General features: G+C 70.7%; 26 protein-coding genes. 9 read left to right on the top strand and 17 right to left on the bottom strand.

The window, feature by feature from the left end:
- Positions 1-432, top strand: coding sequence for a hypothetical protein (locus M503_RS0107925; protein WP_028920539.1), 432 nt, complete (start codon positions 1-3; stop codon positions 430-432).
- Between the two features lie 131 nt (positions 433-563).
- On the opposite strand, the gene M503_RS0107920 is transcribed toward M503_RS0107925, so the two are convergent.
- From M503_RS0107920 to M503_RS15955, 3 genes are read right to left on the bottom strand one after another with little or no spacing between them, the layout of a single operon-like run.
- On the bottom strand, positions 564-2,543 hold the full coding sequence (locus tag M503_RS0107920; protein WP_028920540.1) for a M2 family metallopeptidase: 1,980 nt from the start codon (positions 2,541-2,543) through the stop codon (positions 564-566).
- Between the two features lie 33 nt (positions 2,544-2,576).
- Positions 2,577-4,289: a phosphoethanolamine transferase gene (locus M503_RS15960; protein ID WP_081720982.1), complete on the bottom strand. Its 1,713-nt coding sequence runs from the start codon at positions 4,287-4,289 to the stop codon at positions 2,577-2,579.
- A complete protein-coding gene (locus M503_RS15955; RefSeq protein ID WP_051414393.1) occupies positions 4,286-5,005 on the bottom strand; it encodes a phosphatase PAP2 family protein in 720 nt (239 codons plus the stop codon). Before M503_RS15955 ends, M503_RS15960 begins: the two co-directional genes overlap by 4 nt.
- 197 nt (positions 5,006-5,202) lie before the next feature.
- Between M503_RS15955 and M503_RS0107905 the strand changes: the two genes are divergently transcribed.
- Both M503_RS0107905 and M503_RS0107900 read left to right on the top strand, forming a co-directional pair.
- Positions 5,203-5,898 carry a response regulator transcription factor gene (locus M503_RS0107905; protein WP_028920542.1) on the top strand — a complete coding sequence of 232 codons (696 nt, stop codon included), beginning with the start codon at positions 5,203-5,205 and terminating at the stop codon, positions 5,896-5,898.
- Positions 5,891-7,198, top strand: a complete 1,308-nt coding sequence (locus M503_RS0107900; protein ID WP_028920543.1) for a sensor histidine kinase — start codon at positions 5,891-5,893, stop codon at positions 7,196-7,198. The genes M503_RS0107905 and M503_RS0107900 overlap by 8 nt, the downstream gene beginning before the upstream one ends.
- 126 nt (positions 7,199-7,324) lie before the next feature.
- On the opposite strand, the gene M503_RS0107895 is transcribed toward M503_RS0107900, so the two are convergent.
- From M503_RS0107895 to M503_RS0107875, 5 genes are all read right to left on the bottom strand, one after another.
- Entirely contained in the window at positions 7,325-7,801 is a 477-nt protein-coding gene (locus M503_RS0107895) for a hypothetical protein (RefSeq protein WP_028920544.1), read from the bottom strand.
- A 138-nt stretch (positions 7,802-7,939) separates the two neighbouring features.
- A complete protein-coding gene (gene minE / locus M503_RS0107890; protein WP_024870112.1) occupies positions 7,940-8,197 on the bottom strand; it encodes a cell division topological specificity factor MinE in 258 nt (85 codons plus the stop codon).
- Between the two features lie 2 nt (positions 8,198-8,199).
- Positions 8,200-9,009, bottom strand: a complete 810-nt coding sequence (minD, locus tag M503_RS0107885; RefSeq protein WP_028920545.1) for a septum site-determining protein MinD — start codon at positions 9,007-9,009, stop codon at positions 8,200-8,202.
- A gap of 69 nt (positions 9,010-9,078) precedes the next feature.
- Positions 9,079-9,849: a septum site-determining protein MinC gene (minC, locus tag M503_RS0107880; protein WP_028920546.1), complete on the bottom strand. Its 771-nt coding sequence runs from the start codon at positions 9,847-9,849 to the stop codon at positions 9,079-9,081.
- 7 nt (positions 9,850-9,856) lie between these two features.
- Positions 9,857-10,456: a GNAT family N-acetyltransferase gene (locus M503_RS0107875; protein ID WP_028920547.1), complete on the bottom strand. Its 600-nt coding sequence runs from the start codon at positions 10,454-10,456 to the stop codon at positions 9,857-9,859.
- Between the two features lie 228 nt (positions 10,457-10,684).
- On the opposite strand from M503_RS0107875, the gene M503_RS0107870 reads away from it, so the two are divergent.
- The 5 genes from M503_RS0107870 to M503_RS0107850 all read left to right on the top strand — a co-directional run bounded on the left by M503_RS0107870 (position 10,685) and on the right by M503_RS0107850 (position 15,146).
- Entirely contained in the window at positions 10,685-11,884 is a 1,200-nt protein-coding gene (locus tag M503_RS0107870) for a sensor histidine kinase (protein ID WP_028920548.1), read from the top strand.
- Positions 11,881-12,522 (top strand): response regulator, encoded by a 642-nt coding sequence (locus M503_RS0107865; RefSeq protein WP_028920549.1) that lies wholly within the window; start codon positions 11,881-11,883, stop codon positions 12,520-12,522. The genes M503_RS0107870 and M503_RS0107865 overlap by 4 nt, the downstream gene beginning before the upstream one ends.
- 291 nt (positions 12,523-12,813) lie before the next feature.
- Positions 12,814-13,965: a polyketide cyclase gene (locus M503_RS0107860; RefSeq protein WP_028920550.1), complete on the top strand. Its 1,152-nt coding sequence runs from the start codon at positions 12,814-12,816 to the stop codon at positions 13,963-13,965.
- A gap of 123 nt (positions 13,966-14,088) precedes the next feature.
- Positions 14,089-14,469 carry a DUF423 domain-containing protein gene (locus tag M503_RS0107855; protein WP_028920551.1) on the top strand — a complete coding sequence of 127 codons (381 nt, stop codon included), beginning with the start codon at positions 14,089-14,091 and terminating at the stop codon, positions 14,467-14,469.
- A gap of 2 nt (positions 14,470-14,471) precedes the next feature.
- Positions 14,472-15,146, top strand: a complete 675-nt coding sequence (locus tag M503_RS0107850) for a DNA-3-methyladenine glycosylase family protein (RefSeq protein WP_028920552.1) — start codon at positions 14,472-14,474, stop codon at positions 15,144-15,146.
- A gap of 7 nt (positions 15,147-15,153) precedes the next feature.
- Here M503_RS0107850 and M503_RS0107845 read toward each other — a convergent pair whose 3' ends face one another.
- From M503_RS0107845 to M503_RS0107805, 9 genes are all read right to left on the bottom strand, one after another.
- Positions 15,154-15,696, bottom strand: a complete 543-nt coding sequence (locus M503_RS0107845) for a cytochrome b (protein ID WP_028920553.1) — start codon at positions 15,694-15,696, stop codon at positions 15,154-15,156.
- 92 nt (positions 15,697-15,788) lie between these two features.
- Complete coding sequence (locus tag M503_RS0107840; RefSeq protein WP_028920554.1) at positions 15,789-16,598, bottom strand: M15 family metallopeptidase; 810 nt, start codon at positions 16,596-16,598, stop codon at positions 15,789-15,791.
- 9 nt (positions 16,599-16,607) lie between these two features.
- Positions 16,608-17,201 carry a hypothetical protein gene (locus M503_RS15950; RefSeq protein ID WP_051414391.1) on the bottom strand — a complete coding sequence of 198 codons (594 nt, stop codon included), beginning with the start codon at positions 17,199-17,201 and terminating at the stop codon, positions 16,608-16,610.
- Positions 17,198-18,016: a CPBP family intramembrane glutamic endopeptidase gene (locus M503_RS0107830; RefSeq protein ID WP_051414389.1), complete on the bottom strand. Its 819-nt coding sequence runs from the start codon at positions 18,014-18,016 to the stop codon at positions 17,198-17,200. The genes M503_RS15950 and M503_RS0107830 overlap by 4 nt, the downstream gene beginning before the upstream one ends.
- A gap of 9 nt (positions 18,017-18,025) precedes the next feature.
- The gene (locus M503_RS17905) at positions 18,026-18,148 is read right to left on the bottom strand and encodes a hypothetical protein (protein ID WP_269319407.1); all 123 of its coding nucleotides are present in this window, start codon (positions 18,146-18,148) and stop codon (positions 18,026-18,028) included.
- Between the two features lie 13 nt (positions 18,149-18,161).
- Positions 18,162-18,341, bottom strand: a complete 180-nt coding sequence (locus M503_RS0107820; protein ID WP_028920556.1) for a DUF4177 domain-containing protein — start codon at positions 18,339-18,341, stop codon at positions 18,162-18,164.
- Positions 18,338-18,517, bottom strand: a complete 180-nt coding sequence (locus tag M503_RS0107815; protein ID WP_028920557.1) for a hypothetical protein — start codon at positions 18,515-18,517, stop codon at positions 18,338-18,340. The genes M503_RS0107820 and M503_RS0107815 overlap by 4 nt, the downstream gene beginning before the upstream one ends.
- Positions 18,514-18,798 (bottom strand): hypothetical protein, encoded by a 285-nt coding sequence (locus M503_RS0107810; protein WP_028920558.1) that lies wholly within the window; start codon positions 18,796-18,798, stop codon positions 18,514-18,516. The genes M503_RS0107815 and M503_RS0107810 overlap by 4 nt, the downstream gene beginning before the upstream one ends.
- Entirely contained in the window at positions 18,798-19,661 is an 864-nt protein-coding gene (locus M503_RS0107805) for an SPFH domain-containing protein (protein ID WP_028920559.1), read from the bottom strand. Before M503_RS0107805 ends, M503_RS0107810 begins: the two co-directional genes overlap by 1 nt.
- A 466-nt stretch (positions 19,662-20,127) precedes the next feature.
- Here M503_RS0107805 and purT point away from each other — a divergent pair, with 466 nt between their 5' ends.
- Positions 20,128-21,330, top strand: a complete 1,203-nt coding sequence (gene purT, locus M503_RS0107800; protein ID WP_028920721.1) for a formate-dependent phosphoribosylglycinamide formyltransferase — start codon at positions 20,128-20,130, stop codon at positions 21,328-21,330.
- The last annotated feature ends 20 nt before the right edge of the window (positions 21,331-21,350 follow it).

Here is a 21,350-nt window from a genome sequence, read left to right as displayed (position 1 = left end):
ATGTCCATCCAGTCCAAGGCCCGTCGCGACGCGCGCAAGCGCAAGGCGGAGAAGGAACGCAACCGCGCCCGCGCCGGCGCGCCGCAGATCGAACCGCATGCCGAGCTGCGCGACCGCGACGGCAACCTGCTGGCCGGCATCGTCCGCCGCGCCGGCGTGTGGGTGCTGGGCATGGACGGCCGCATCGCCGGCAGCAGCGACAGCGCCGCGCAGGTACTGATGCTGATCCGCCGCGCGCAGCGCCTGCACGACGACCAGGGCGTGCCGGTGAAACTGGTGTACTCCGACGCGCTGCGCGACGAGGCCGAACTGGAAGCGGCGGCGAACGGGCTGTCGCTGGCCGACTACGAGCGGCAGCTGGAGGAGGAGATGGCCGCGGCGAAGCCGGCGCAGGCCGAGGAAGGCGGGGAAGGGGAGGCGACGGTGCACTGATCGCGTGGCGATCGGGCGGTTGCCGGGGCCCGGCCCTCTCCCCCGGCCCCTCCCCCGGTGGGGGAGGGGCGCAAAAAGAAAGGCCCGCGAGGTGACTCGCGGGCCTTGTTGCATCAGCCGGCTGGGCGGCGTCAGCCCTGCTTGGCAGGAGCCGGCGCGGCGGCGGAGGCCGGGGCCTCCCAGCCGCACTGGCGGCCCTGGTTCTGCTGCTCCAGCCATTCCTGCAGCGGCGCGAAGTATTCGAGCACCGCGCCGCCGTCGATCTGCTCGCTCCCGGTCAGCTCCTTGAGCGTGGCCTGCCACGGCTGGCTGGCGCCGCGCGCGAGCATCGCCTGGAACTTCTTCCCGGCCTCGGGGTTGCCGTAGAACGTGCACTGGTACAGCGGGCCGGTGTGGCCGGCGGCCTCGCACAGCGACTTGTAGAACTGGAACTGCAGCAGGTGCGCGAGGAAGTAGCGCGTGTACGGGGTGTTGCCCGGCACGTGGTACTTGGCGCCCGGATCGAAGAACTCCTCGCCGCGCGCGCCGGCCGGGGCCACGCCCTGGTACCTGGCCTTCAGCTGCCACCAGGCGGCGTTGTAGTTGTCCGGGGTGATGGAGCCGTCGAACACGCCCCAGCGCCAGCGGTCGATCATCAGGCCGAACGGCAGGAACGCGACCTTGGCCAGGGCCATGCGCATCTGCTCGTTGATCAGCGCCTCCCGGGTCTGCTGCTGCGCGTTGACCAGGCCGATCGACTCCAGGTACTTCGGCGTCATCGCCAGCACGATGGTGTCGCCGATGGCTTCGTGGAAACCGTCGTTGGCGCCGTTCTGGAACAGCGGCGGTTGCGGGTTGTAGGCCAGGTCGTAATAGAGGTGGCCCAGCTCGTGGTAGAGCGTCGTGAACTCTTCCTCGTTCGGCTTGATGCACATCTTGATGCGCACGTCGCCTTCCATGTCCATGTCCCAGGCGCTGGCGTGGCAGACCACGTCGCGGTCCAGAGGCTTGATGAACTGGCTGCGTTCCCAGAAGGTCGGCGGCAGCTTGGGCATGCCCAGCGAGACATAGAAGTCCTGCGCACGCTCGGTCATCTTCTTCGCCACCGCCAGGCGCGCCTCGCGCTCGGCCTCGAAGCTGGCGCGGGCGTCCGGACTGGCGCCGCGCTTCTGCTGCGCCGCGCGCAGTTCCTGCTGGTACTGCTTCTCCAGGGCGGCGGTGATGTCCAGGTCGCCGGCGCCCGGGTAGGGCTGCAGCATGTCCCAGAGGTTGCCCCAGTCCTGCTGCCACATGTTGCCCATCAGGTGGGCCGGCAGCAGGCCGCCGGCGACCTGGCCCTTCTCCACGCCGTAGGTCTGCTGCAGCTTGTCGCGGGTGTAGCAGTGCAGCTGCTCGTACAGCGGCTTGACCTGTTCCCACAGGCGATCGGTCTCGGCGGCGAACGCGTCCGGATCCATGTCGTAGGCGCTGCGCCACATCGCGCCGGCGTTGGCGTAGCCCTGTTCGCGGGCGCCTTCGTTGACCAGTTCGACGAAGCGGGCGTAGTCGTTGCGCATCGAGGTGGCGATGGAGTGCCAGCCCTGCCAGGCGTCGAGCTGGGCGTCGTAGTCGCGGCTGGAGCGCAGCACGTCCTCGAGTTCGCCGAGCTGGCGGCACTTCTTCGCGTCGCCTTCGCCGGTGCAATAGGTGCCGGCGCCGTACGCGCCCTCCATCTTCGTGGCGATGGTGGTCAGTTCGCCGAGCTTGGCCGGGTCCTTCGGCGCCGGCATCGGCGTCTGCAGCTTCAGCAGGGCCAAGGTGCGGCGGCTGGCCTCGGACATCGGCTGGCCTTCGAACCTGGCGGCCTGCTCGATCCAGGAATTGAGCTTGGTCAGGGCGCGCTCGTTGGCCTTGGCGGCCACGCGCTGGCTGTCCTCGTTGATGTAGGTCTGCGAGAGCCACTGCGCGGAGGTCTGCTCCGGCATGTCGGCCTTGAACTCGGCGTTGATGCGGGCGACGAACTCGTCGGCGGTTTCGGTGCGGGCCTTGCCGGTGGCGCCGGTTTCACCCGGCGAGGCTTCCTTCTTGCAGGCGGACAGGGACAGCACGCCCGCGGCGATGGCGAGCGGCAGCAGGAGATGGCGGTGTTTCACGTGGGACTCCGGGTGGATTGCAGTCCCGGGAGGCTAGTGGCTCGGGCCCGGCCCCGCAACCTGGCGCGGCGCCGGGGCGGCCACGAGGCCTTGCGGGTCCTGCACGCACCCGGCGGACAGGTCCTGCGCGGGATCGTAGAGGGCGGTGCGGACCTGCATCAGGCCGAGCACGGTCGAGAACAGCTTGTCGTGGTCCGCCGGCCGGGCGGCGCGCTCGCGCAGGCATGCCAGATCGAGCTTGCGGTCGGCGGCGAAGCCTGCCGAGAACCACATCACCATCGGTACCCGGGTCTGCTGCTCGGGTGCGATCGCCCGCGGCATCCCGTGCAGGTACAGACCCTTCTCGCCCAGCGATTCGCCGTGGTCGGACAGATAGATCATCGCCGTGTCGTAGTCTTCCATGCTGTCGAGCGTGTCGACCAGACGGGCGAGCACGTGGTCGGCGTAGAGCACCGCGTTGTCGTAGCTGTTGACGATCTGTTCGCGGCTGCATCCCCCGAGGTCTGCGCTTTCGCAGGTTGGCGTGTAGCGACGGAACGCGGGTGGGTAGCGTTCGAAGTAACTGGGGCCGTGGTTGCCGAGCGGGTGCAGCACCACCACGCGGTCGCCGCGGCGGGCGCGGACCCGCTCGGGCAGGCGGTCGAGCAGGATCTCGTCCAGGCAGCGGCCGCCGGCGCACAGCGAAGGATCGGTGGCGTCGTCGAGGCGATCGGTTTCCAGGCCCTCGCACACGCCCTTGCAGCCGGACTGGTTGTCGCGCCACAGCGTCGCCACGCCCGCATGCTCGAGCACGTGCAGCAACGACTGGTGGCCGCGGATGCGTGCCTCGTCGTAGCCACGGCGGCCCCACGGCGAGAACATGCACGGCAGCGAGATCTCGGTGGCGGTCCCGCAGGACTGCACGTCGGGGAAGTTGAGCACGCCGATCCGCTGCAGTTCGGGGGTGGTCTGGCGCGCGTAACCATTCAGGCCCCAGTTCTCCGCACGCACGGTTTCGCCGACCACGATCACCAGCAGGCGCGGGCGCGCGCCTGCCGCGTGCGGTATGGCGCGCGCATCCAGGCCGATCGGGGACTTCGCCTCGTGCCGGACCGGACCGTCGCCCTGCAGGGCGCGCGGCAGTCCGACCAGAATGTTGGCCGGGGTGGCCAGGTAGCGCACCTCGCGGTGGCCGCGCAGCAGCGAGGACACGTCTTGCGGCGCGAGCAGGGCGCCGGCGGCGACTGCGGCCAGCGCCACCAGCAGGAAGCCGGCGCGACGCAGCAGCGCGCACGGCAGGCGGTACGCCCTCAACCGCACCCGCCACAGCAACCACAGCGCTGGTATCGCCAGCGCAGTCGGCCACAGCAGCGAGGCGGTGAGCAGTTCGCCGGACTCCTTGACGTCGGTAGCGAGCACGTTGCGCAGCATGTCCACGTCAAGGTAGATGTGGTAGCGGCCCATGTAATGCGCCGCCGCCAGCGCCATCGGCACGAGCACGGAGACCACGACGCGCGCGTTCCAGCGCCACGCCAGCAGTCCCAGCAGCAGCCCGTGGACTCCCGCCAGCAGCAGCAACAGCGCGACCGCGAAGCGCACGCTGCCCGGGTGCACGGCCAGCGCCTCGCGCCAGAACAGGCCGTTGCAGGCCACGACGAAGAAGAGGGTGGTCCAGGCCAGCAGCGCCTCGGTCGACATCGGCGGGCGCCAGTGCCGCCACGCGGTCCGGGCCGGCAGGACCGGGCGACGCAGGATCCAGGTGCTCACGCGTGCGGTACCCCTGCCTGGGCGCGCGCGGCGCAGGCGTGGAAGACGGCGAATAGGCCCAGCGAAACCAGCCAGCACACGGCCAGCGTGGCCACGTCATGCGAGGCGAAATGCGCGCCGCGCAGCTGCTGGGCCAGGCCGAACGCCAGGCCGGCCCCCAGCCCCACGGCCAGCCCGTGCCAGCGCCAGCGCGGCCGGCCCAGCAGGGCGGCGAAGTAGAGCGCGACCCAGGCGTACCCGGCGCTGGCGTGGCCCGCCGGGTAGCAACCACCATGCGCCGCGCCCGCGGTCGCGCCGTAGCGCGCGAGGTCCCAGGGGCAGTCGAGCGGGGATACCTGCTTGAGCAGGGACACCGTGCCGCTGCCAAGGGCGACGGCGATCAGCAGGTACAGAAGCGGCTGGCGCAGCGACGTCCGCCCGGGGCGGCGGCGTGCATGCAGGTACAGGCCGATCACGCCGAGCCAGGCCAGCGCGCTGGCTACCTTGCCGCCGCGGTGGATCACCTCGCTGGTCAGCCAGTGCCCGCGCAACGCCCAGTGACCGCCTTCGAGGTGGAACAGCAGGTCGGCCAGCCAGCGGTCGCCACCTTGCATCAGCAGGGCGCTGGCAAGCGCCGCGGCAAGCAGCGGCCAGGCCAGGTGGCCGAGCAGGAAGCCGCGGGGCAGCGGCGGAACACGGGGGCGATCGAGTGCGGGTGTGACGGACCAGGGACTCATGGGGGCGCTGCTGGAAAGGCGCGCCCATGCTGATGGCCGGGCTGTCGGAGAGTGGTCGGAACCAGGTTGCCCCGCGGTTAACCGCGGGGCCACGTTCATGCGGCCGACGGGAACGGTCGATGCCGCTGCCACTTCTGCGACCGGATTCCGGCATCCGCGGGTTTATCATGAGGCCTTCGCGACGCAGGATACCTGGCATGCGCCTGCTGGTGATCGAGGACAACCGGCAACTGGTGGCCAACCTGTTCGAATACTTCGAAGCGCGCGGCCATGTGCTCGACGTGGCTCCGGACGGCGCAACCGGCCTGCATCTGGCGACCAGCCAGGCCTACGACGCGCTGGTCGTGGACTGGATGCTGCCGCGCATGGACGGGGCGGAAGTGCTGCGCCGGCTGCGCCAGCAGCACCATTGCGAGACTCCCGCGATCATGCTGACCGCGCGCGACGAACTGCCGGACAAGATCGCCGGCTTCCGCGCCGGCGCCGACGACTACCTGACCAAGCCGTTCGACCTGCCGGAGCTGGAGATCCGCCTGGAGGCGCTGCTGCTGCGCGCGCATGGCCGCGCGCAGCGGAAGGTGCTGCAGGTGGAGGACCTGGTGCTGGACCTGTCCACGCTGGAGGCGCGCCGCGGCGGCCGCCTGCTGCACCTGTATCCGGCCTGCCGCAAGCTGCTGGAGACGCTGATGCGCGCGAGCCCGGCGGCGGTCAGCCGCGGCGAACTGGAGTATTCGCTGTGGGGCGACGAGCCACCCGAGGGCGACCTGCTGCGATCGCACGTGTACGAGCTGCGTCGCGTCGTCGACGGCCCGTTCGAACGCAAGCTGATCCAGACCCTGCCGCGGGTCGGCTATCGCCTCGCGGCCGTGGCCGGGGAGCAGATGGATGGTTGAAGCCGCGCGCCGGGCAAAGTCGCTGCGCCGGCGCATGGTGGCGTGGCTGCTGGCGTTCTCGGCGCTGATCTCGGTGCTGGTGTTCGCGGTGGGCACCCACGTCCACGAGCACGCCGAGCACGCGGCCTGGCGGGCGCTGCTTCGCTCGGAGCTGGCCGCGATCGAGGACCACAGCGCACGCGATCCTTCCTACCGCTGGCAGGATTCGGACACCCTGCGCCTGTTCCGCCTCGACGGCAGCCAGCCGGTGCCGGAGGGCCTGCACGGGCTGCACGATGGATTGCACGACAACGTCCGCCTCGACGGGCGGCTGAGCGTGGTGATGATCCGTCCAAGCCAGCGCTTCGGCCGGCTGGCACTGGCGCTCGACATCGAGGACTTCCACGAACTGGAATCCTTCGCCGAGCGTTCCGCGGTGCTGGCCGGAGCGGTTCTGATCGTGGTCGCCGGCCTGGCCGCCTGGCTGGGTGTGGGGCGCCTGGTCCGGCCCCTGGCCCTGTTCGCCGACGACATCGGCCGCCTGCGCGCCGGCGCGCAGGCGCAGCGGGTCGAAGTGCCGGCGGGTGGCAGTTCCGAGCTCTACGTGATCGCCGATGCGCTCAACGCCTACCTGAAGCGCAACGACCAGTTCGTGCAGCGCGAGCGCGTCTTCATCACCACCGCCAGCCACGAGCTGCGCACGCCGGTGGCGGTGATCGTCGGCGCCGCTGGCCTCGCCCTGGACAACCCGGAGCTGCCACCAATGGCGCGGCAGCAGTTGCAACGGGTCCTGCACACCGCCCAGGGCGTGGAGCAGCTGATCCAGCTGCTGCTGGTGCTGGCGCGGGACCCGGCGCGCCTGCCCGCGCTGTCCGAACGGATCGAGCTGGACCAGGTGCTGCGGCAGGTCGTGGACGACCATGCCCACCTGCTGGGCGACAAGCAGTTGGCCATCGAGTTCGGCGCGTTGTCGCCGTGCGTGATCCTCGCCCCGCCGGGGGTGGTGGAGGCGGCGATCGGCAACCTCCTGCGCAATGCGGTCGAGAACAGCGACCGCGGAGTGGTACGGGTGTCGCTGACGGCCGACGCGGTGGCGACGATCGAGGACCCGGGCCATGGCATGGCGCCTGAGGAAATCAGCACGATCCACGCCCGCTTGGCCCGGGTGGGAGGCGAGGGCCAGGCGCCCGGGATCGGGCTGGAGTTGATCGCGCGGCTGTGCGAGCACCTGGGCTGGAAGTTGGCGTTCGCGCCACGGCAGCCGCAAGGCACGGTGGCGACCCTCGACCTGGGCCGCTCGCGGCCACGCGAAGGCGCCTGAACCGGCGATTCGTTCCGTAGAGCGGGGCTTGCCCCGCTGCTTTTTCGCGCGGGGCTGGGACATGCGGCGTGGGAGTCGGGCAAGCCCGACTCTACGGTAGAGCGGGGCTTGCCCCGCTGCTTTTTCTCAGGCCGGCAGCAACCCGCGCTCGGCCAGCCACTGGCGGGCGTCGTCGGCGTCCTGCTCGAACCACGCCTTCGTCGAGCCGAGGCGGTACGTGTACCCCCACGCATCCATGTCGGCCATCAGGCGCTCGCTGCCGACGCCGGGCAGCTGGCCGGCGAGGACGATCTGCAGGTAGCAGGTGGCGTCCTCCTCGGGCACCGAGTCGGTGGCGTCGGTGTGGACCTGGGCGCGGCGTTCGGGCGGGAGCACGATCAGGTGGCAGGCCTCGTGCAGCATCGAATGCACCGGCGTGTCGCCGCGCACGTAGACGGTGCTGCCGATGATGCCGGCCTCCGGTTCGCCCCAGTAGCTGCCGGGAATCGGCGCGCCTGCGGGGACCTGCTCCAGCACCAGGTCATGGCGGGCCAGCAGGGCGGCGGCGTCGGCCACGGAGATGTCGTCCAGGCGGAGGACGGTGGAAGGATCGGGAGCGGTCATCGCTGCGTCAGGCACGGGTGCAGGGCGAACGTGGGAAGTCGCGGGCCACGCAGCACCACGCGATGCACGGCAGGCGCCTGCGCGTTCCTGCCGGCCAGGGAACGGGCGGGCACGCTGGCGCGTCCCCGCCGGGCCGGGTCAGTTGGCCGGGCCTTCCGGCAGGGCCACCGAGATGTCGAGCACGTCGTGTTCGCCGTCCTTGATCAGGTCGACCTTGACCGCGTCGACGTCGACGTTGACGTACTTCTTGATCACCTCCAGCAGTTCCCGCCGCAGCAGCGGCAGGTAGTCCGGGGCGCCGCGGCTGCTGCGCTCCTGGGCGATGATGATCTGCAGGCGGTTCTTGGCCGTCTCGGCGGTGTTCTTCTTGGACTTCAGGAAGTCGAACAGGCCCATGCTCAACCTCCGAACAACTTGCTGAAGAAGCCCTTCTTCTCCAGGGTGGTGAAGCGCATCGGACGATCCTCCCCGAGCAGGCGGCCGACCGCGTCGTCATAGGCCTGGCCGGCCTCGGATTCGGCTTCCAGGATCACCGGCTCGCCCTTGTTGGAGGCGTTGAGCACGTCGGTCGACTCGGGGATCACGCCCAGCGCCTTCAGGCCCAGCACCTCCTCGACGTCGGCGATGCTCAGCATCTCGCCGGTGGCCACGCGCGCCGGGCTGTAGCGGGTCAGCAGCAGGTGCGCCGGCAGCGGTTCGCCGTTCTCGGCGTGGCGGGTCTTGGAGTCGAGCAGGCCGATGATGCGGTCGGAGTCGCGCACCGAGGACACTTCCGGGTTGACCACGACCACCGCCTTGTCGGCGAAGTACATGGCCAGGAACGCGCCCTTCTCGATGCCGGCCGGCGAGTCGCAGACGATGTATTCGAAGCCGTCGGCGGCCAGGTCCTTGAGCACCTTCTCGACGCCTTCCCTGGTGAGGGCGTCCTTGTCGCGGGTCTGCGAGGCGGCCAGCACGTAGAGGTTGTCGAAGCGCTTGTCCTTGATCAGGGCCTGCTTCAGCGTGGCCTCGCCGTGGACGACGTTGACGAAGTCGTAAACCACGCGGCGCTCGCAGCCCATGATCAGGTCGAGGTTGCGCAGGCCGACGTCGAAGTCGATCACCGCGGTCTTGTGGCCGCGCTTGGCCAGGCCGATGGCGATGCTCGCGCTGGAGGTGGTCTTGCCGACGCCGCCTTTGCCGGAAGTGACTACGATGATTTCAGCCAATGGATGTCTCCTGCGTGCTGCGTGCGGGGTATGCGCGCCAGGCGTCGTCGCCGGCGCGCCGGGGGATGGTCAGTCGAGCGCGGCCAGCTTGAGCTGGCCGTTGTCCAGCCACACCTGCACGGCCTTGCCGCGCAGGGTTTCGGGGATATCGTCCAGCACCTTGTAGTGGCCGGCAATGGCCACCAGCTCGGCGTGGAATTCGCGGCAGAAGATCCGCGCCTCGGTGTTGCCCTGGGCGCCGGCGAGGGCGCGGCCGCGCAGGCTGCCGTAGACGTGGATCGAACCGTCGGAAATCACTTCGGCGCCGGCGCCGACCGTGGACAGCACGGTCAGGTCGCAGCCTTCGGCGTACAGCTGCTGGCCCGAACGCACCGCGGTCTTCTGCATGCGGCCCGGGGCGCGCGGCTTCTCCGGCGCCGGGGCGGGGCGGGCGGCCGCGCGCGCGGCGGGGGCCGGTTCGCGCGCGGGCGGCGGGGGCGGCGCGGCCGCGGCCGGTTCGCTGCGCTCGTACTGGGCGCGGAACTTGGCCAGCACCGGCAGGCCAAGGGCCTCGGCGAGGGCGTCGTTGTCGCGGGTGCCGTAGGCCAGCGCCACCGGCAGCACGCCGGCGCCGCGCAGCCCGTCGATCAGGGCACGGGCGGTATCCACTTCCGGGGTCTTCGCCAGGCCGCCGAAATCGACGATCACCGCGGCGCGGCCGAACAGCTTGGGCGCGCGCTCGACCCGCTCGCGCATCTCGCGCACGAGCTGGTCCACGTCGAGGTTGCGGATGCGCAGGTTGGCGATGCCGACCTGGCCGATCTTCAGTTCGCCCGCCTGTTCGTAGTCGTTCGCTGCCAGTGCCACGTCAGGTACCCGTCGCACGGCTGGCGCGCGGCTGGCGCTGGTGGCGGGGGCGGCCGACCCAGGGCAGGTCGGGGAGGTTGTCGCCGTAGGTCTCGCGGACCCACGGGTAGCTGCACAGTTCCTTGATCATCATGCTCGCGCGGACATCGACGTCGGGCATCAGGTTCTGCCCGGCCTCGTGGAAGCCGAAGCTGCCGTGGAACAGCAGCGCCGGGTCGGCGCCGTGGTCGAGGAAGACCTCGCAGCACAGCAGCGGGTAGCGCAGCTCGGCGTAGCTCTGCACGTCGGCATAGAACGCGCGGCCGACGCCGCCGCCGCGGCGGCGGCTGGCGACCACGATGCGGTCGATGTAGAAGAAGTGGGGGTAGCGCTCCCTGAACCAGGCGAAGTTGCTGCTGTCGTGGTCGCTGTCGCTGCCGAAGCCGACCAGGAAGCCCGCCAGGTTGCCGTCGCGTTCGGCCACGCGGAAGTACTCGGCCTCGTCGTAGAACCGGCGCAGCCTGGCCTGGTCCAGCGGGAGGATCGCCGAACCGGCGTTGTTGTTGAGCGCCAGGATCGAATCCAGCTCGTGTTCGCGCACGTCGCGGATGACGATGGACATGGGGTAAAGCCGACTCCAGTGGGGCGATGCGGGCCAGCGGCGCGGCCGTCCCGGATTATCGCACGAGGTTCCGGCCACGGGCAGGCCCGCGGCGGCCGGATTGCTTGACAAGGCCGGGGTTGTGGGCCACGTTCGCCGCATCCACAGGGGATGCGAGGCTCCCGGCCACGAGCGGGCCATGGCTTCCTGCACATGTGCGCCATGGCGCCAATGCACGAGCGTTCCGCAATGCTGGGAAGACTGAGCCACACCAATCTGCTGCGCTACGCCGGCCTGTACACCTGGGCCCTGGTGGGACTGCCGATCATCCTTAACATCTGGTTCCTGCCCCCGTCGCGCGGGGTGGACGGCAACGGCGTGCACGTGCCGATGACCGCGCTGACCTATTTCGGCTTCGGCGCCTGCTACTGGCTGGCGACCAGCTCGCTGGGCAGCGGCGGCCGCCGCGAGGTGGCCTGGCACGCGCTGCTGCTGCTGGCGATGAACGCCGCGGCCATCGGCGTGGGCTTCTATACCCAGACCGGCCTGGGCGCGGTGCTGCTGATGATCATGGCCGGGGTGCTGCCCTGGCTGGCCGGGATCCGGGTGGCGGTGCTGTGGCTGGTCGCCGCGCACGTGGCCCTGGTGCCATCGTTCATGGCCCGGGACGACTTCAATTTCTGGGAATCCCTGCTGCAGTCGCTGTTCTACGTGGGCTTCTCGGCCTTCGTGATGACCACGGCGTATGTGGCCCGCCAGCAGGCCCAGGCCCGCGACGAGCAGCGCCGGCTCAACGCCGAACTGCGCGCGACCCGCGCCCTGCTGGCCGAGAGCGCCCGGGTCAACGAGCGCACCCGCATCTCCCGCGAGCTGCACGACCTGCTCGGCCACCATCTGACCGCGCTGAGCCTGAACCTGGAAGTGGCCAGCCACATGACCGAGGGCCGGGCACAGGAGCACGTGCGCCAGGCCCATACCCTGGCCAAGCTGCTGCTGACCGACGTGCGCGAGGCGGTCAGCCAGCTGCGCGACGCCAGCGGCGGCATCGACCTGGCCGCGGCCCTGCAGCCGCTGGCCGACCACGTGCCCTCGCTGGACATCACCCTCGACGTGCAGTCGCCGCTGGCCGTGGACGACCCCGAGCGGGCCCACGTGATGCTGCGCTGCACCCAGGAAATCATCACCAACGCCGTGCGCCACGCCGGTGCCCGCCACCTCAGGATCCGGGTCTGGCGCGAGCCGGGCGCGCTGATGCTGGACGCCCAGGACGACGGCCAGGGTGCCGACGGCCTGGTCCCGGGCAACGGCCTGCGCGGGATGCGCGAACGCATCCGGCAGTGCGGCGGTACCCTCGAAATCCAGACCCGGCGCGGGGAAGGTTTCCGCCTGCGCCTGTCCATTCCCGTTACGACGCCGGTGCTGCCGGCCATCGAAGGAGCCTTGCCATGATCCGTGTCTGCCTGGTCGACGACCAGACCCTGGTCCGCCAGGGCATCCGTTCCCTGCTGGCCCTGGACGGGGGCATCGAAGTGGTCGCCGAGGCCGGCGACGGCCGCCAGGCGGTCGAGCTGATCCCGCAGGTGAAGCCGGACGTGGTGCTCATGGACATGCGCATGCCCGCGATGTCCGGCCTGGAGGCGCTGCAGGTGCTGTCGCGCCAGGACCAGCTGCCGCCGACCATCATCCTCACCACCTTCGACGACGACCAGCTGGTGCTGGCCGGGCTCAAGGCCGGGGCCAAGGGCTACCTGCTCAAGGACGTATCGCTGGAGCAGCTGGTCGGGGCCATCCGCACCGTGGCCGAGGGCGGCTCGCTGGTGCAGCCGGCGGTGACCCAGCGCCTGCTGTCGGGCCTGGAGCACATGCGCAACGATTTCGTCAGCCTGGACCGCCCGGACCCGCTGACCGACCGCGAGACCGAGATCCTGCGCCTGATGGCGTCCGGCTTCTCCAACAAGGAAATCGCCAATTCGCTGGGCGTGGCCGAAGGCACGATCAAGAACCACGTATCCAACATTCTCAGCAAACTCGGCGTGCGCGACCGCACCCGCGCGGTGCTGAAGGCCTTCGAGCTGCAGCTGGTCTGAGTCGTCGCGAAACTGAACCGCTGCCTCACGTCGCACGCGGAAACCCGCGTGGCTCAGGCGTTTTCGCGCCGCACGGCGGCCATGCGCTACCGTCTGGCGGCCACGCCCGCAAGCACCGGAACCGCCGTCGCGCGGTGGTGTCCACGGAGGACACCCGGCCGTTCCGGTTGTAAGAATTCCGTTCACCCCACGCCTCGGCGGCCTGCTTGGCTGCGCGCAGGCGGCGAAGCCTGCTAGGATTCGCGGCTCGCCTTGTCAATTTGCCGTGGATCGGCCCCGGAGACCCCCTGCATGACCCGCCTTATCGAGTTCCTGATCGCCCTGGGCATCGTGGCTGTTCTGGCCCTGGTGGTTGGCGTCGTTCTTCCCGACCATCGCCATATCTCCGAGAGCGTCGAGACCAACCGCAAGATGACCATCGTGTACGACACGGTGAACAACCTGCGCCGCTTCAAGGACTGGAACCCGCTGGTCCTGCGTGACCCGAAGGTCCAGCTCAACGTCTCCGGCGCCAGCGAAGGCGTGGGTGCGCGCCTCGACTACGCCTCGACCCAGGGCCAGATCGGCAAGGGCAGCTGGGAGATCGTCGAGAGCATCCCGAACGAGAAGGTCGTGATCAAGGTCGAGGACGAGCGCCGCGGCCACGACAAGACCGTGCAGTTCCTGCTGGAGCCGACCGGCAAGAACAACCGCAACGTCAAGATCACCCAGACCTACGACGTCGACTACGGCTGGGACCTGATCGGCCGCTACGCCGGCCTGTACGTCAGCCGCCACGTCGGCGACGACATCAAGCTGGGCCTGGGCCGCATGTCCACCATGCTGGCCGGCGTGCCGAACTTCGACTACCGCGCCGAGGGCGTGCCGCTGGTCGACCTGAAGCTGGTCGAGCTGCCGGCCGAGGACCTGCTGGTCGTCAACGCCGGCAACATCGACCGCAACAACGACGCCATCAAGCAGTCGATCAAGAACAACCTGGAGTGGATCAAGCGCACCATGGAGGCCAACAACCTCGAGGCCGCGGGTCCGGTGCGCATCATCACCACCGACTTCGGCGCCGAGAAGTACGCCTTCGACGTGGCCCTGCCGGTCCGTCGCAAGGGTTCGGCTCCGGCCGCGGCTGCGCCGGCCGAAGGCGAGGAAGGCAAGGAAGAGGCCGCGAAGGGTCCGGCCGCGCTGGTCGCCGCCGATGGCGAGCCGCTGACCGTCAAGATCCCGGAAGGCGCCCCGGTCGAATACGTCCGCACCCAGCCGCGCCGCGCCGCCTTCGGTTCCTACACCGGCTACATGGCCGAGCTGGACGCGGTCCGCAACTCGGTCCGCGCCTGGGCCCTGACCCACGGCTACGAGGTCACCGACCGTCCGTTCGAGATCTGGAAGGGTGGCGTGGACAAGTCGTTCACCGCCGAAGGTACCTACGACGTCTACTGGGCGATCAAGTAAGACCCGCGATCCGGCGCACGTCGCCGGACCGCAACCGGGATCCCCGGATCCCCGCGAAAGCGCCGCGCAAGCGGCGCTTTTTCGTTTAGGCTCGCTGCGGTCGCAAGTCGGGAGCATCCGGTCGTGGCGGAGCAGAGGGAACAGGCGGGAACGGGCAGCGCGGGCGCGTGGCTGGCGGCCGCCGGGGCGGTGCTGGCGGCGCTGGCGATCGGCCTGTCGGCGTATGCCGCGCACGGCGTGGCCGACGCGCACGCGCAAGGCAACCTGCAGACCGCCAGCCTCTACGCCTTCGGCCATGGTGCGGTGCTGGCCGTGCTCGGCGGCGGCGCGCGCGGGCTGCGCCTGGCCGCGCTGGCCGGATTGCTGGCCGGCACCTTGCTGTTCGCCGGCAGCGTGGCCGGTGGCGCGCTGCTGGGCTGGCCGACGCGGCTGGCGCCGTCCGGCGGCACCCTGCTGATGGCCAGCTGGCTGCTGCTGGCCGTGGCCGCGCTGCGGAGGCGCTGAAGATGCCGCGCCATGCCCGTGGATTCGACGTCGAGGCCGCGCACGCGCACCTGCTGCGGCGCGACCGCAAGCTCGGCGCGTGGATGAAGAAGCTGGGCCCGCTGCCGGCCGAGCCGCGCTGGCGCAAGCCGTTCGATCCGGTAGATGCGCTGGCGCGGGCGATCCTGTTCCAGCAGCTGTCGGGCAAGGCCGCCTCCACCATCGTCGGCCGGGTCGAGGCGGCGATCGGCAGCACGCGCCTGCACCACGACACCCTGGGACGGGTCGACGACGCGACCCTGCGCGCCTGCGGCGTGTCCGGCAACAAGACCCTGGCCCTGCGCGACCTGGCCGCGCGCGAAGCCCGCGGCGAGATCCCGGACCTGCGGCGCATGTCGACCATGCACGAGGACGAGATCGTCGCCGCGCTGGTGCCGATCCGCGGCATCGGCCGCTGGACGGTGGAGATGATGCTGATGTTCCGCCTCGGCCGTCCCGACGTGCTGCCGGTGGACGACCTGGGCATCCGCAAGGGCGCGCAGCTGGTCGACCGGCTCGAGGCCATGCCCACGCCGAAGGAACTGGTGGTCCGCGGCGGGAAGTGGGGGCCTTACCGCACCTACGCCAGCCTGTACCTGTGGCGCATCGCCGACTTCGCCACGGCGGCGAAGGCGCCGACCAACCGCTCGCAGGACTGAGCGCGGCTCAGCCGCGCAGCGACATCCGCAGCAGGGTGTCGTCGTGGCGCACGTGGTGGTGGTAGATCGCCGCCAGCGCGTGCAGGCCGACCAGCCAGTAGCCGGCGGTGGCGATGCCTTCGTGCCAGGCCTCCAGGGTTTCGGCCAGGCCCGGCTGGGCGCCGATCAGCAGCGGCAGCTGCAGCCCACCGATCGCCGGCGCGGTGCCTTCGGCGTTGAGCAGCAGGTAGCCGAGCACCGGCATCGCCAGCATCAGCCCGTACAGCGCCAGCGCCACGGCCCTGGCCAGCAGCAGCTGCCACAGCGGCGGCTCGGGCAGGATCGGCGGGGTCCTGCCGGCGATGCGCAGGGCCAGGCGCAGCCAGGTCAGGGCGAACACGCTGATGCCGAGGAAGTAGTGCGCGGTCTTCATCGCCGCGCGCTCGGCGCTGCCGCGCGGGAAGAGGCCACGCAGTTCCATCGTCGCGTAGACGGCGACCAGCAACAGCAGGGTCAGCCAGTGCAGGGCGATGACGCCGCGGGGATAGCGGCCGTGGGCGAGGGTGGACATGGCGGCACTCCGGCGGGGGCGGATGCAGGGAGTGTCCGCCTGTGCCGCGCGCTTGCCATTGATCCCGGTCAAGGCCGGGTCGCCGGCCGCCGTCAGCGGCTGAAGCGCCAGTGCCAGGGTTCGTAGACGATGCCGTGCGGGTTGTCGCGCGGGTAGCTCATCGCGAAGCCGTGCGCGGCGGCGTGTTCGCGCAGCCAGGCGAAGGCGGGCGTGGCCTCGAACGATTCCTCCGCCGGCGGCTCGCCCGGCGTGCCGATGTCCAGCGCGTCGCCGCCGTGGTGTTCGCTGTAGCCGGGCGCGGCGTTGACCTGCAGGATCTGCGCCACGGCCTGCCCGCGCGCCAGCTTCCGCGCGAAGATGCCCAGCTGGTAGTCGTGGCTGCGGTAGCCGGAGATCGCCTCGAGCGTCACGCCATCGGCTGCCGCCGCTGTGCGCAGCGCCTGCCAGGCGCGCGCGGCCGCCGGCCGCAGCCACAGCGGTCGACGGTAGCGGTCGAAGCCGGCCAGCAGCAGCCATTCCGGCTCGGCGACCAGGTCCAGCCCGGTGCGCGTGGCGTAGCCGTCGTCCAGGCCCAGCGCCTCCAGCCGCTCGCGCAGGCCGTGCAACGGCAGCTCGCCCGGCGGCGGGGGCGGCCCCCGGCGCGGGCCTTCCTGGGTCTCCAGCAGGTCCAGCGCCTCGTCGATACCCGGTTCGTCCGCCAGCCGCGGCACCAGCGGCATCAGTCCGGCGTCGAGCGCGGCCGCCAGGTAGCGGCCATCGCGCTTGCGCCGCAGCACGGTGCGGGCGCGCGCGAGCAGGCGGGCATCGCCGTTGTTGCGCGCGCGCAGCAACGGTGCCGGCCACAGTTCGATGGCCGCGGTGTTGAGCAGGCGGGCGTGCAGCGGAGCGAGGTTGGTGCGCATCAGGCCAGCTTAGCCACGCCCACCGTTGGCGGCCAGCTCGCGCAGGCGGGCGAGCACGGCATGCGGATCGCGTGGTTCCAGCAGCAGGTCGCGCCTGCCATTGCCCGGCAGCCACAGCTTGCGCCGGCCCTCGGCGATGGCGACGAAGGTGCGGCGGCGGTTGCGCAGCAGGAACCAGCCGCTGTGGAAGCCGGGGATCGAGAAGCCGTTGGTCTTCAGCGTCGGCTTGAGTTCGGTGTGTTCGTCCAGGTCGACCACCCGCGCCTGGTCCAGCTTCAGTTCCTGCAGCGGCACCTGGCAGCGGTAGAAGCTGGAGCGCACGTCGATGCCGGCCGCCGACAGCTGCAGCGACTGCCGCCGCATCATCCGCGCCAGCAGCCACCACAGGCCGCCGCAGAGCACGGCCAGGCCGCCGAGGGTGAGGACGATGGTCAGTGGCAGGCTGCCGGCGACCAGCTTCAGCTCGCCTTTGCCTTGCACCGCGAAGGCAAGCGCGATGGCGGTGATCGCCAGCGGCAGGACGAAACCCAGGAGGAACAGCCAGGTGCCGGCGCGCGCGCCGGCCGGGGCCAGTTGCAGGCGGGGATCGGTGGTCGGGGTCATGGCAGGTTCGCGGGTTGGAGCAGGGGGGCGATGACGTGCAGGACGATGTCAGCGCTGAAGTGGGCGAGCATCGCCATCTCCAGGCCGCGCTTCCAGTACAGCCAGCCGAAGGCGACGCCGGCGATGCCATTGAGCAGCAGGGTGCGCGCAATCACGATCGGCTCCAGGCCCCACACCTTCGCCGCGGCCGGCAGGTGGCCGGCGCCGAACAGTGCGGCGGCGAGCACGATCGCGACCCAGTACACCCAGGCCGGCGGCTGGCGCTTCGATACCCGCGCCACGATCCACACCAGCAGGGTCATCAGGAACAGGCGCAGCATCAGTTCCTCGGCGATGCCGCCGTAGAACGAGGCGAGGAAGCCGTTGAGCGCCGAAGCGCCGGCGCCGGCCTGCGCCGGTGGATGCAGCATCGGCGGCATGGCGCGGTCGACCAGCGGCGCCAGCACCAGGATGACGATGCCGGCGGCGATGCCGGCCAGCACCGCCAGCAGCGGCCGCAGTCGCGTCCAGTCCGGGCGCTGGCGCGCGACCAGCCAGGCGTGCATCAGCGGACTGCCGAGCCCGACGCGGTGGCCCATGCGCAGGCCCAGCCAGGCCATCACCGCGCAGAACAGCGCCGCCTGCGCGCCCTGCGCGGCGGCGACGATCCATAGCGGCAGCGGGATCTTCGCGAACGCCTCGGGCATCAGCTGCGCGGCGTAGGGGATCACCGCCGCGCCGGCCAAGCCGGCGAGCACGGCCCAGACGCCGGCGATCTTCAGGTCATCCAGCGCGCTGGCGGGCGCGGCCGCTCCGTTCCCCATCGTCGTGGCCATGGGCGCTCCTCAGCGCATGGCCAGCCAGAGGCCGGCGGCCAACGCCAGCAGCGACAACAGGCCCAGTGCGGGAACGACGAGGCGGGCGTGGCGCCCGCTGCGCCGCTCGATCATGCGGATCACGTGGAGCATGGCGCTTCCTCCGTCAGTCCCGGCGCTTGAAGATCGCGATCAGGGCCATCATCGGGCCGGGCGCCACGATGGTGACCAGTTCCCAGCCCAGCTGGCCCTGGCGGGCCAGGACTTCCTGCACCGCTTCCTGCTTGAAGGTACCCAGCATGGTCGGTTTGATCTCGACGACGTTGTACTGCCAGCGCGTGCTCATGCCCCGTTCTCCTTCTTCTCGCCCGGCTTGGGCAGCCGGCCAGCCTTGCGCAGCGCGTCGCGCAGCACGTATTCGATCTGCGCGTTGAGGCTGCGCAGCTCGTCGTCGGCCCAGCGCTGCGCCGCCGCCAGCACTTCGGCGTTGATCCGCAGCGGGTAGGCCTTCTTCCCGTTCATTGGCGCGTATCCCGGTCGCCGCGGCGCATGTGCATCACCAGCGACACCGCCAGCGCGTTGACCGCCACCACCATCGCAACGACCACGACGGTGGCCGCGGTATGGTCGTTGCCGGCGAAGTACAGCCCGATCGCGCCACCGAAGATCGCCAGCGAGGCCAGCGCCCAGCGCAGGGCGATGCCGCGCGCGTAGGGGCCGCGGGCATCGCGCGCGTACCAGGCGGCGATGCCCACCGCCGGCAGGCCGGTCAGCGCCAGCAGCAGGGGAGCCAGCGCCTCCATCAGTAGATCGACCCGGCGTTGAGGACCGGCTGCATGCCGCGGTCGCCGCACAGCACGACCAGCAGGTTGCTGACCATCTGCGCCTTGCGCTCCTCGTCCAGCTGCACGACTTCGTTCTTCTGCAGCTCCTCCAGCGCCATCTCGACCATGCCCACCGCGCCGGCGACGATCCGCGTGCGGGCGGCGATCACCGCGTTGGCCTGCTGCCGCTGCAGCATCGCCTGGGCGATCTCCGGCGCGTAGGCCAGGTGGCTGATGCGCGCCTCGATCACCTCGACGCCGGCCCGGCCGAGGCGCTCGGCGATCTGCACCTGCAGGTGTTCGGAGATCTCCTGCGGATGGCTGCGCAGCGCGACCTGGCCGTCGTCATGCTGGTCGTAGGGGTAGCTGGAGGCCATCGCCCGCAGCGCGGCTTCGGACTGGATGTGGACGAAGCTCTCGTAGTCGTCGACGTTGAACACCGCCTCGGCCGCGTCGACCACCTGCCACACGATCACCGCGGCGATCTCGATCGGGCTGCCGTCCAGGTCGTTGACCTTGAGCCGGCCGCTCTCGAAGTTGCGCACGCGCTGGCTGACCTTGCGCTTGGCGTAGACGGGGTTGTTCCAGCGCAGGCCGGCTTCCTTGACCGTGCCGACGTACTTGCCGAACAGGCTCAGCACGGCGGCCTGGTTGGGCTGGATCGAGTAGAGGCCGACGACCGTCAGTAGAACGAAGAGCGCCAGTAGGGCCGAGGCGGCGATCCTCAGCGCGGCGGTCTGTTCGATGCCGGTGAAGAACAGCCAGGCCGCGGCCACGGCGGCGAGCAGGACCGCAATGAGGACGGGGATACCGGGAAGGGAACGGATCGGAAGCTCTTTCATGGCGTGTCTCCTGGGTGCAAGACGAAGATATCAATTTGATATCAGTCGTCAAGTCCCCGGCTCCCCAGGCCTCTCTCCCGCCGGGAGAGGGGTTGCCGCGCCATCCCAAGGCACCTTGCTCCCATGCTCTGGCTGCGCCCTTCGCGGTGTATCCCCGAGGAGCAGAGCCGCCAGCTCCGGACGGGGCCGCCGCCCCAAGGGGGTATGGCGCATCGCGCGGTTCCGCGTCCTGCTCCAACGCGCGAGCGCAGCACATCCATGTGCTGCTTGCACCATACCCCCTTGGGACGACGTCCTCGGGCGGCGCTGAGGCCGGGGCTCCTATTGGCGGCGCGACAGAAAGCCCATTCCCCCGGGAAAGGGTTGGGGAGAGGGGAAACCCGGCCCCCTCTCCCCGAGGGAGAGAGGGGGTCACCAGGCACCTTGCGCCCTACAATGTCGGGCCCACTGCCTTGCGAAGCCCGCCATGGTCCGGATCGGAACCCCGCTGTCTCCCCATGCCACCCGCGTCCTGCTGCTCGGATCGGGCGAACTGGGCAAGGAAGTGGCGATCGAGCTGCAGCGCCTGGGCGTGGAAGTGGTCGCCGCCGACCGCTACGCCGATGCCCCGGCCATGCACGTGGCCCATCGCAGCCACGTCGTCGACATGCTCGACACCTTCGCCCTGCGCGAACTCATCGCCCTGGAGAACCCCGACCTGATCGTCCCGGAGATCGAGGCGATCCACACCGAGACCCTGGTCGAACTGGAGCGCGAACACGGCCAGCGCGTCATCCCGACCGCGCGTGCGGCGCGCCTGACCATGGACCGCGAAGGCATCCGCCGCCTCGCCGCCGAGACCCTGGGCCTGCCGACCTCGCCGTACCGCTTCGTCGATACCGAGGAGGAGTACCACGAAGCGATCGCCGCGATCGGGCTGCCGTGCGTGGTCAAGCCGGTGATGTCGTCCTCGGGCAAGGGCCAGAGCACCGTCCGGAGTACCGACGAGATCGACGCGGCCTGGGAATACGCCCAGACCGGCGGCCGCGCCGGCGCCGGCCGCTGCATCGTCGAGGGCTTCGTCGACTTCGACTACGAGATCACCCTGCTGACCGTGCGCCACGCCGGCGGCACCAGCTTCTGCGAACCGATCGGCCACCTGCAGCGCGACGGCGACTACCGCGAGAGCTGGCAGCCGCAGCCGATGTCGCCGCTGGCGCTGCAGCGCGCCCAGCAGATCGCCCGCGCCGTCACCGGCGACCTCGGCGGCTGGGGCGTGTTCGGCGTCGAGCTGTTCGTGAAGGGCGACGAGGTGTGGTTCTCGGAAGTGTCGCCGCGCCCGCACGACACCGGCCTGGTCACCCTGGTCTCGCAGGAACTGAGCGAGTTCGCCCTGCACGCGCGCGCCATCCTCGGCCTGCCGGTCGGCGCCGGCGAGGGCGGGGTGGTGCCGCAGAACGGCCCGTCGGCCTCGTGCGCGCTGCTGGCCTACGGCAACGGCGTGCCGGTGTTCTCCGGCGTGGATGCGGCGCTGCAGGCGCCGACGACGGAGCTGCGCCTGTTCGGCAAGCCGCGCGTGGAAGGCCATCGTCGCGTCGGCGTGACCCTGGCGCGGGCGGGCGACGTCGATGCCGCGCGGGCCATCGCCCGCGACGCGGCGGCGGCGATCCAGATCGACGTGGTGCCCTGACGGGGCAGCGGAAACAGCGC

The sequence above is a fragment of the Pseudoxanthomonas suwonensis J47 genome, from assembly GCF_000513955.1.
In the GTDB taxonomy this organism is placed as follows: domain Bacteria; phylum Pseudomonadota; class Gammaproteobacteria; order Xanthomonadales; family Xanthomonadaceae; genus Pseudoxanthomonas; species Pseudoxanthomonas suwonensis_C.
The sequence above is the reverse complement of the archived record's forward strand: the minus strand, read 5'-3'. Positions and strand labels throughout refer to the sequence as shown.

Excerpts from the sequence above, each read along its gene's own strand:
- M503_RS0107925 (WP_028920539.1), top strand. The coding sequence starts at position 1 with ATGTCCATCCAGTCCAAGGCCCGTCGCGACGCGCGCAAGCGCAAGGCG.
- M503_RS15955 (WP_051414393.1), bottom strand. The coding sequence starts at position 5,005 with ATGAGTCCCTGGTCCGTCACACCCGCACTCGATCGCCCCCGTGTTCCG.
- M503_RS0107905 (WP_028920542.1), top strand. The coding sequence starts at position 5,203 with ATGCGCCTGCTGGTGATCGAGGACAACCGGCAACTGGTGGCCAACCTG.
- M503_RS0107900 (WP_028920543.1), top strand. The coding sequence starts at position 5,891 with ATGGTTGAAGCCGCGCGCCGGGCAAAGTCGCTGCGCCGGCGCATGGTG.
- M503_RS0107895 (WP_028920544.1), bottom strand. The coding sequence starts at position 7,801 with ATGACCGCTCCCGATCCTTCCACCGTCCTCCGCCTGGACGACATCTCC.
- minE (WP_024870112.1), bottom strand. The coding sequence starts at position 8,197 with ATGGGCCTGTTCGACTTCCTGAAGTCCAAGAAGAACACCGCCGAGACG.
- M503_RS0107875 (WP_028920547.1), bottom strand. The coding sequence starts at position 10,456 with ATGTCCATCGTCATCCGCGACGTGCGCGAACACGAGCTGGATTCGATC.
- M503_RS0107870 (WP_028920548.1), top strand. The coding sequence starts at position 10,685 with ATGCTGGGAAGACTGAGCCACACCAATCTGCTGCGCTACGCCGGCCTG.
- M503_RS0107865 (WP_028920549.1), top strand. The coding sequence starts at position 11,881 with ATGATCCGTGTCTGCCTGGTCGACGACCAGACCCTGGTCCGCCAGGGC.
- M503_RS0107860 (WP_028920550.1), top strand. The coding sequence starts at position 12,814 with ATGACCCGCCTTATCGAGTTCCTGATCGCCCTGGGCATCGTGGCTGTT.
- M503_RS0107850 (WP_028920552.1), top strand. The coding sequence starts at position 14,472 with ATGCCGCGCCATGCCCGTGGATTCGACGTCGAGGCCGCGCACGCGCAC.
- M503_RS0107845 (WP_028920553.1), bottom strand. The coding sequence starts at position 15,696 with ATGTCCACCCTCGCCCACGGCCGCTATCCCCGCGGCGTCATCGCCCTG.
- M503_RS0107840 (WP_028920554.1), bottom strand. The coding sequence starts at position 16,598 with ATGCGCACCAACCTCGCTCCGCTGCACGCCCGCCTGCTCAACACCGCG.
- M503_RS15950 (WP_051414391.1), bottom strand. The coding sequence starts at position 17,201 with ATGACCCCGACCACCGATCCCCGCCTGCAACTGGCCCCGGCCGGCGCG.
- M503_RS0107830 (WP_051414389.1), bottom strand. The coding sequence starts at position 18,016 with ATGGCCACGACGATGGGGAACGGAGCGGCCGCGCCCGCCAGCGCGCTG.
- M503_RS17905 (WP_269319407.1), bottom strand. The coding sequence starts at position 18,148 with ATGCTCCACGTGATCCGCATGATCGAGCGGCGCAGCGGGCGCCACGCC.
- M503_RS0107820 (WP_028920556.1), bottom strand. The coding sequence starts at position 18,341 with ATGAGCACGCGCTGGCAGTACAACGTCGTCGAGATCAAACCGACCATG.
- M503_RS0107815 (WP_028920557.1), bottom strand. The coding sequence starts at position 18,517 with ATGAACGGGAAGAAGGCCTACCCGCTGCGGATCAACGCCGAAGTGCTG.
- M503_RS0107810 (WP_028920558.1), bottom strand. The coding sequence starts at position 18,798 with ATGGAGGCGCTGGCTCCCCTGCTGCTGGCGCTGACCGGCCTGCCGGCG.
- M503_RS0107805 (WP_028920559.1), bottom strand. The coding sequence starts at position 19,661 with ATGAAAGAGCTTCCGATCCGTTCCCTTCCCGGTATCCCCGTCCTCATT.
- purT (WP_028920721.1), top strand. The coding sequence starts at position 20,128 with ATGGTCCGGATCGGAACCCCGCTGTCTCCCCATGCCACCCGCGTCCTG.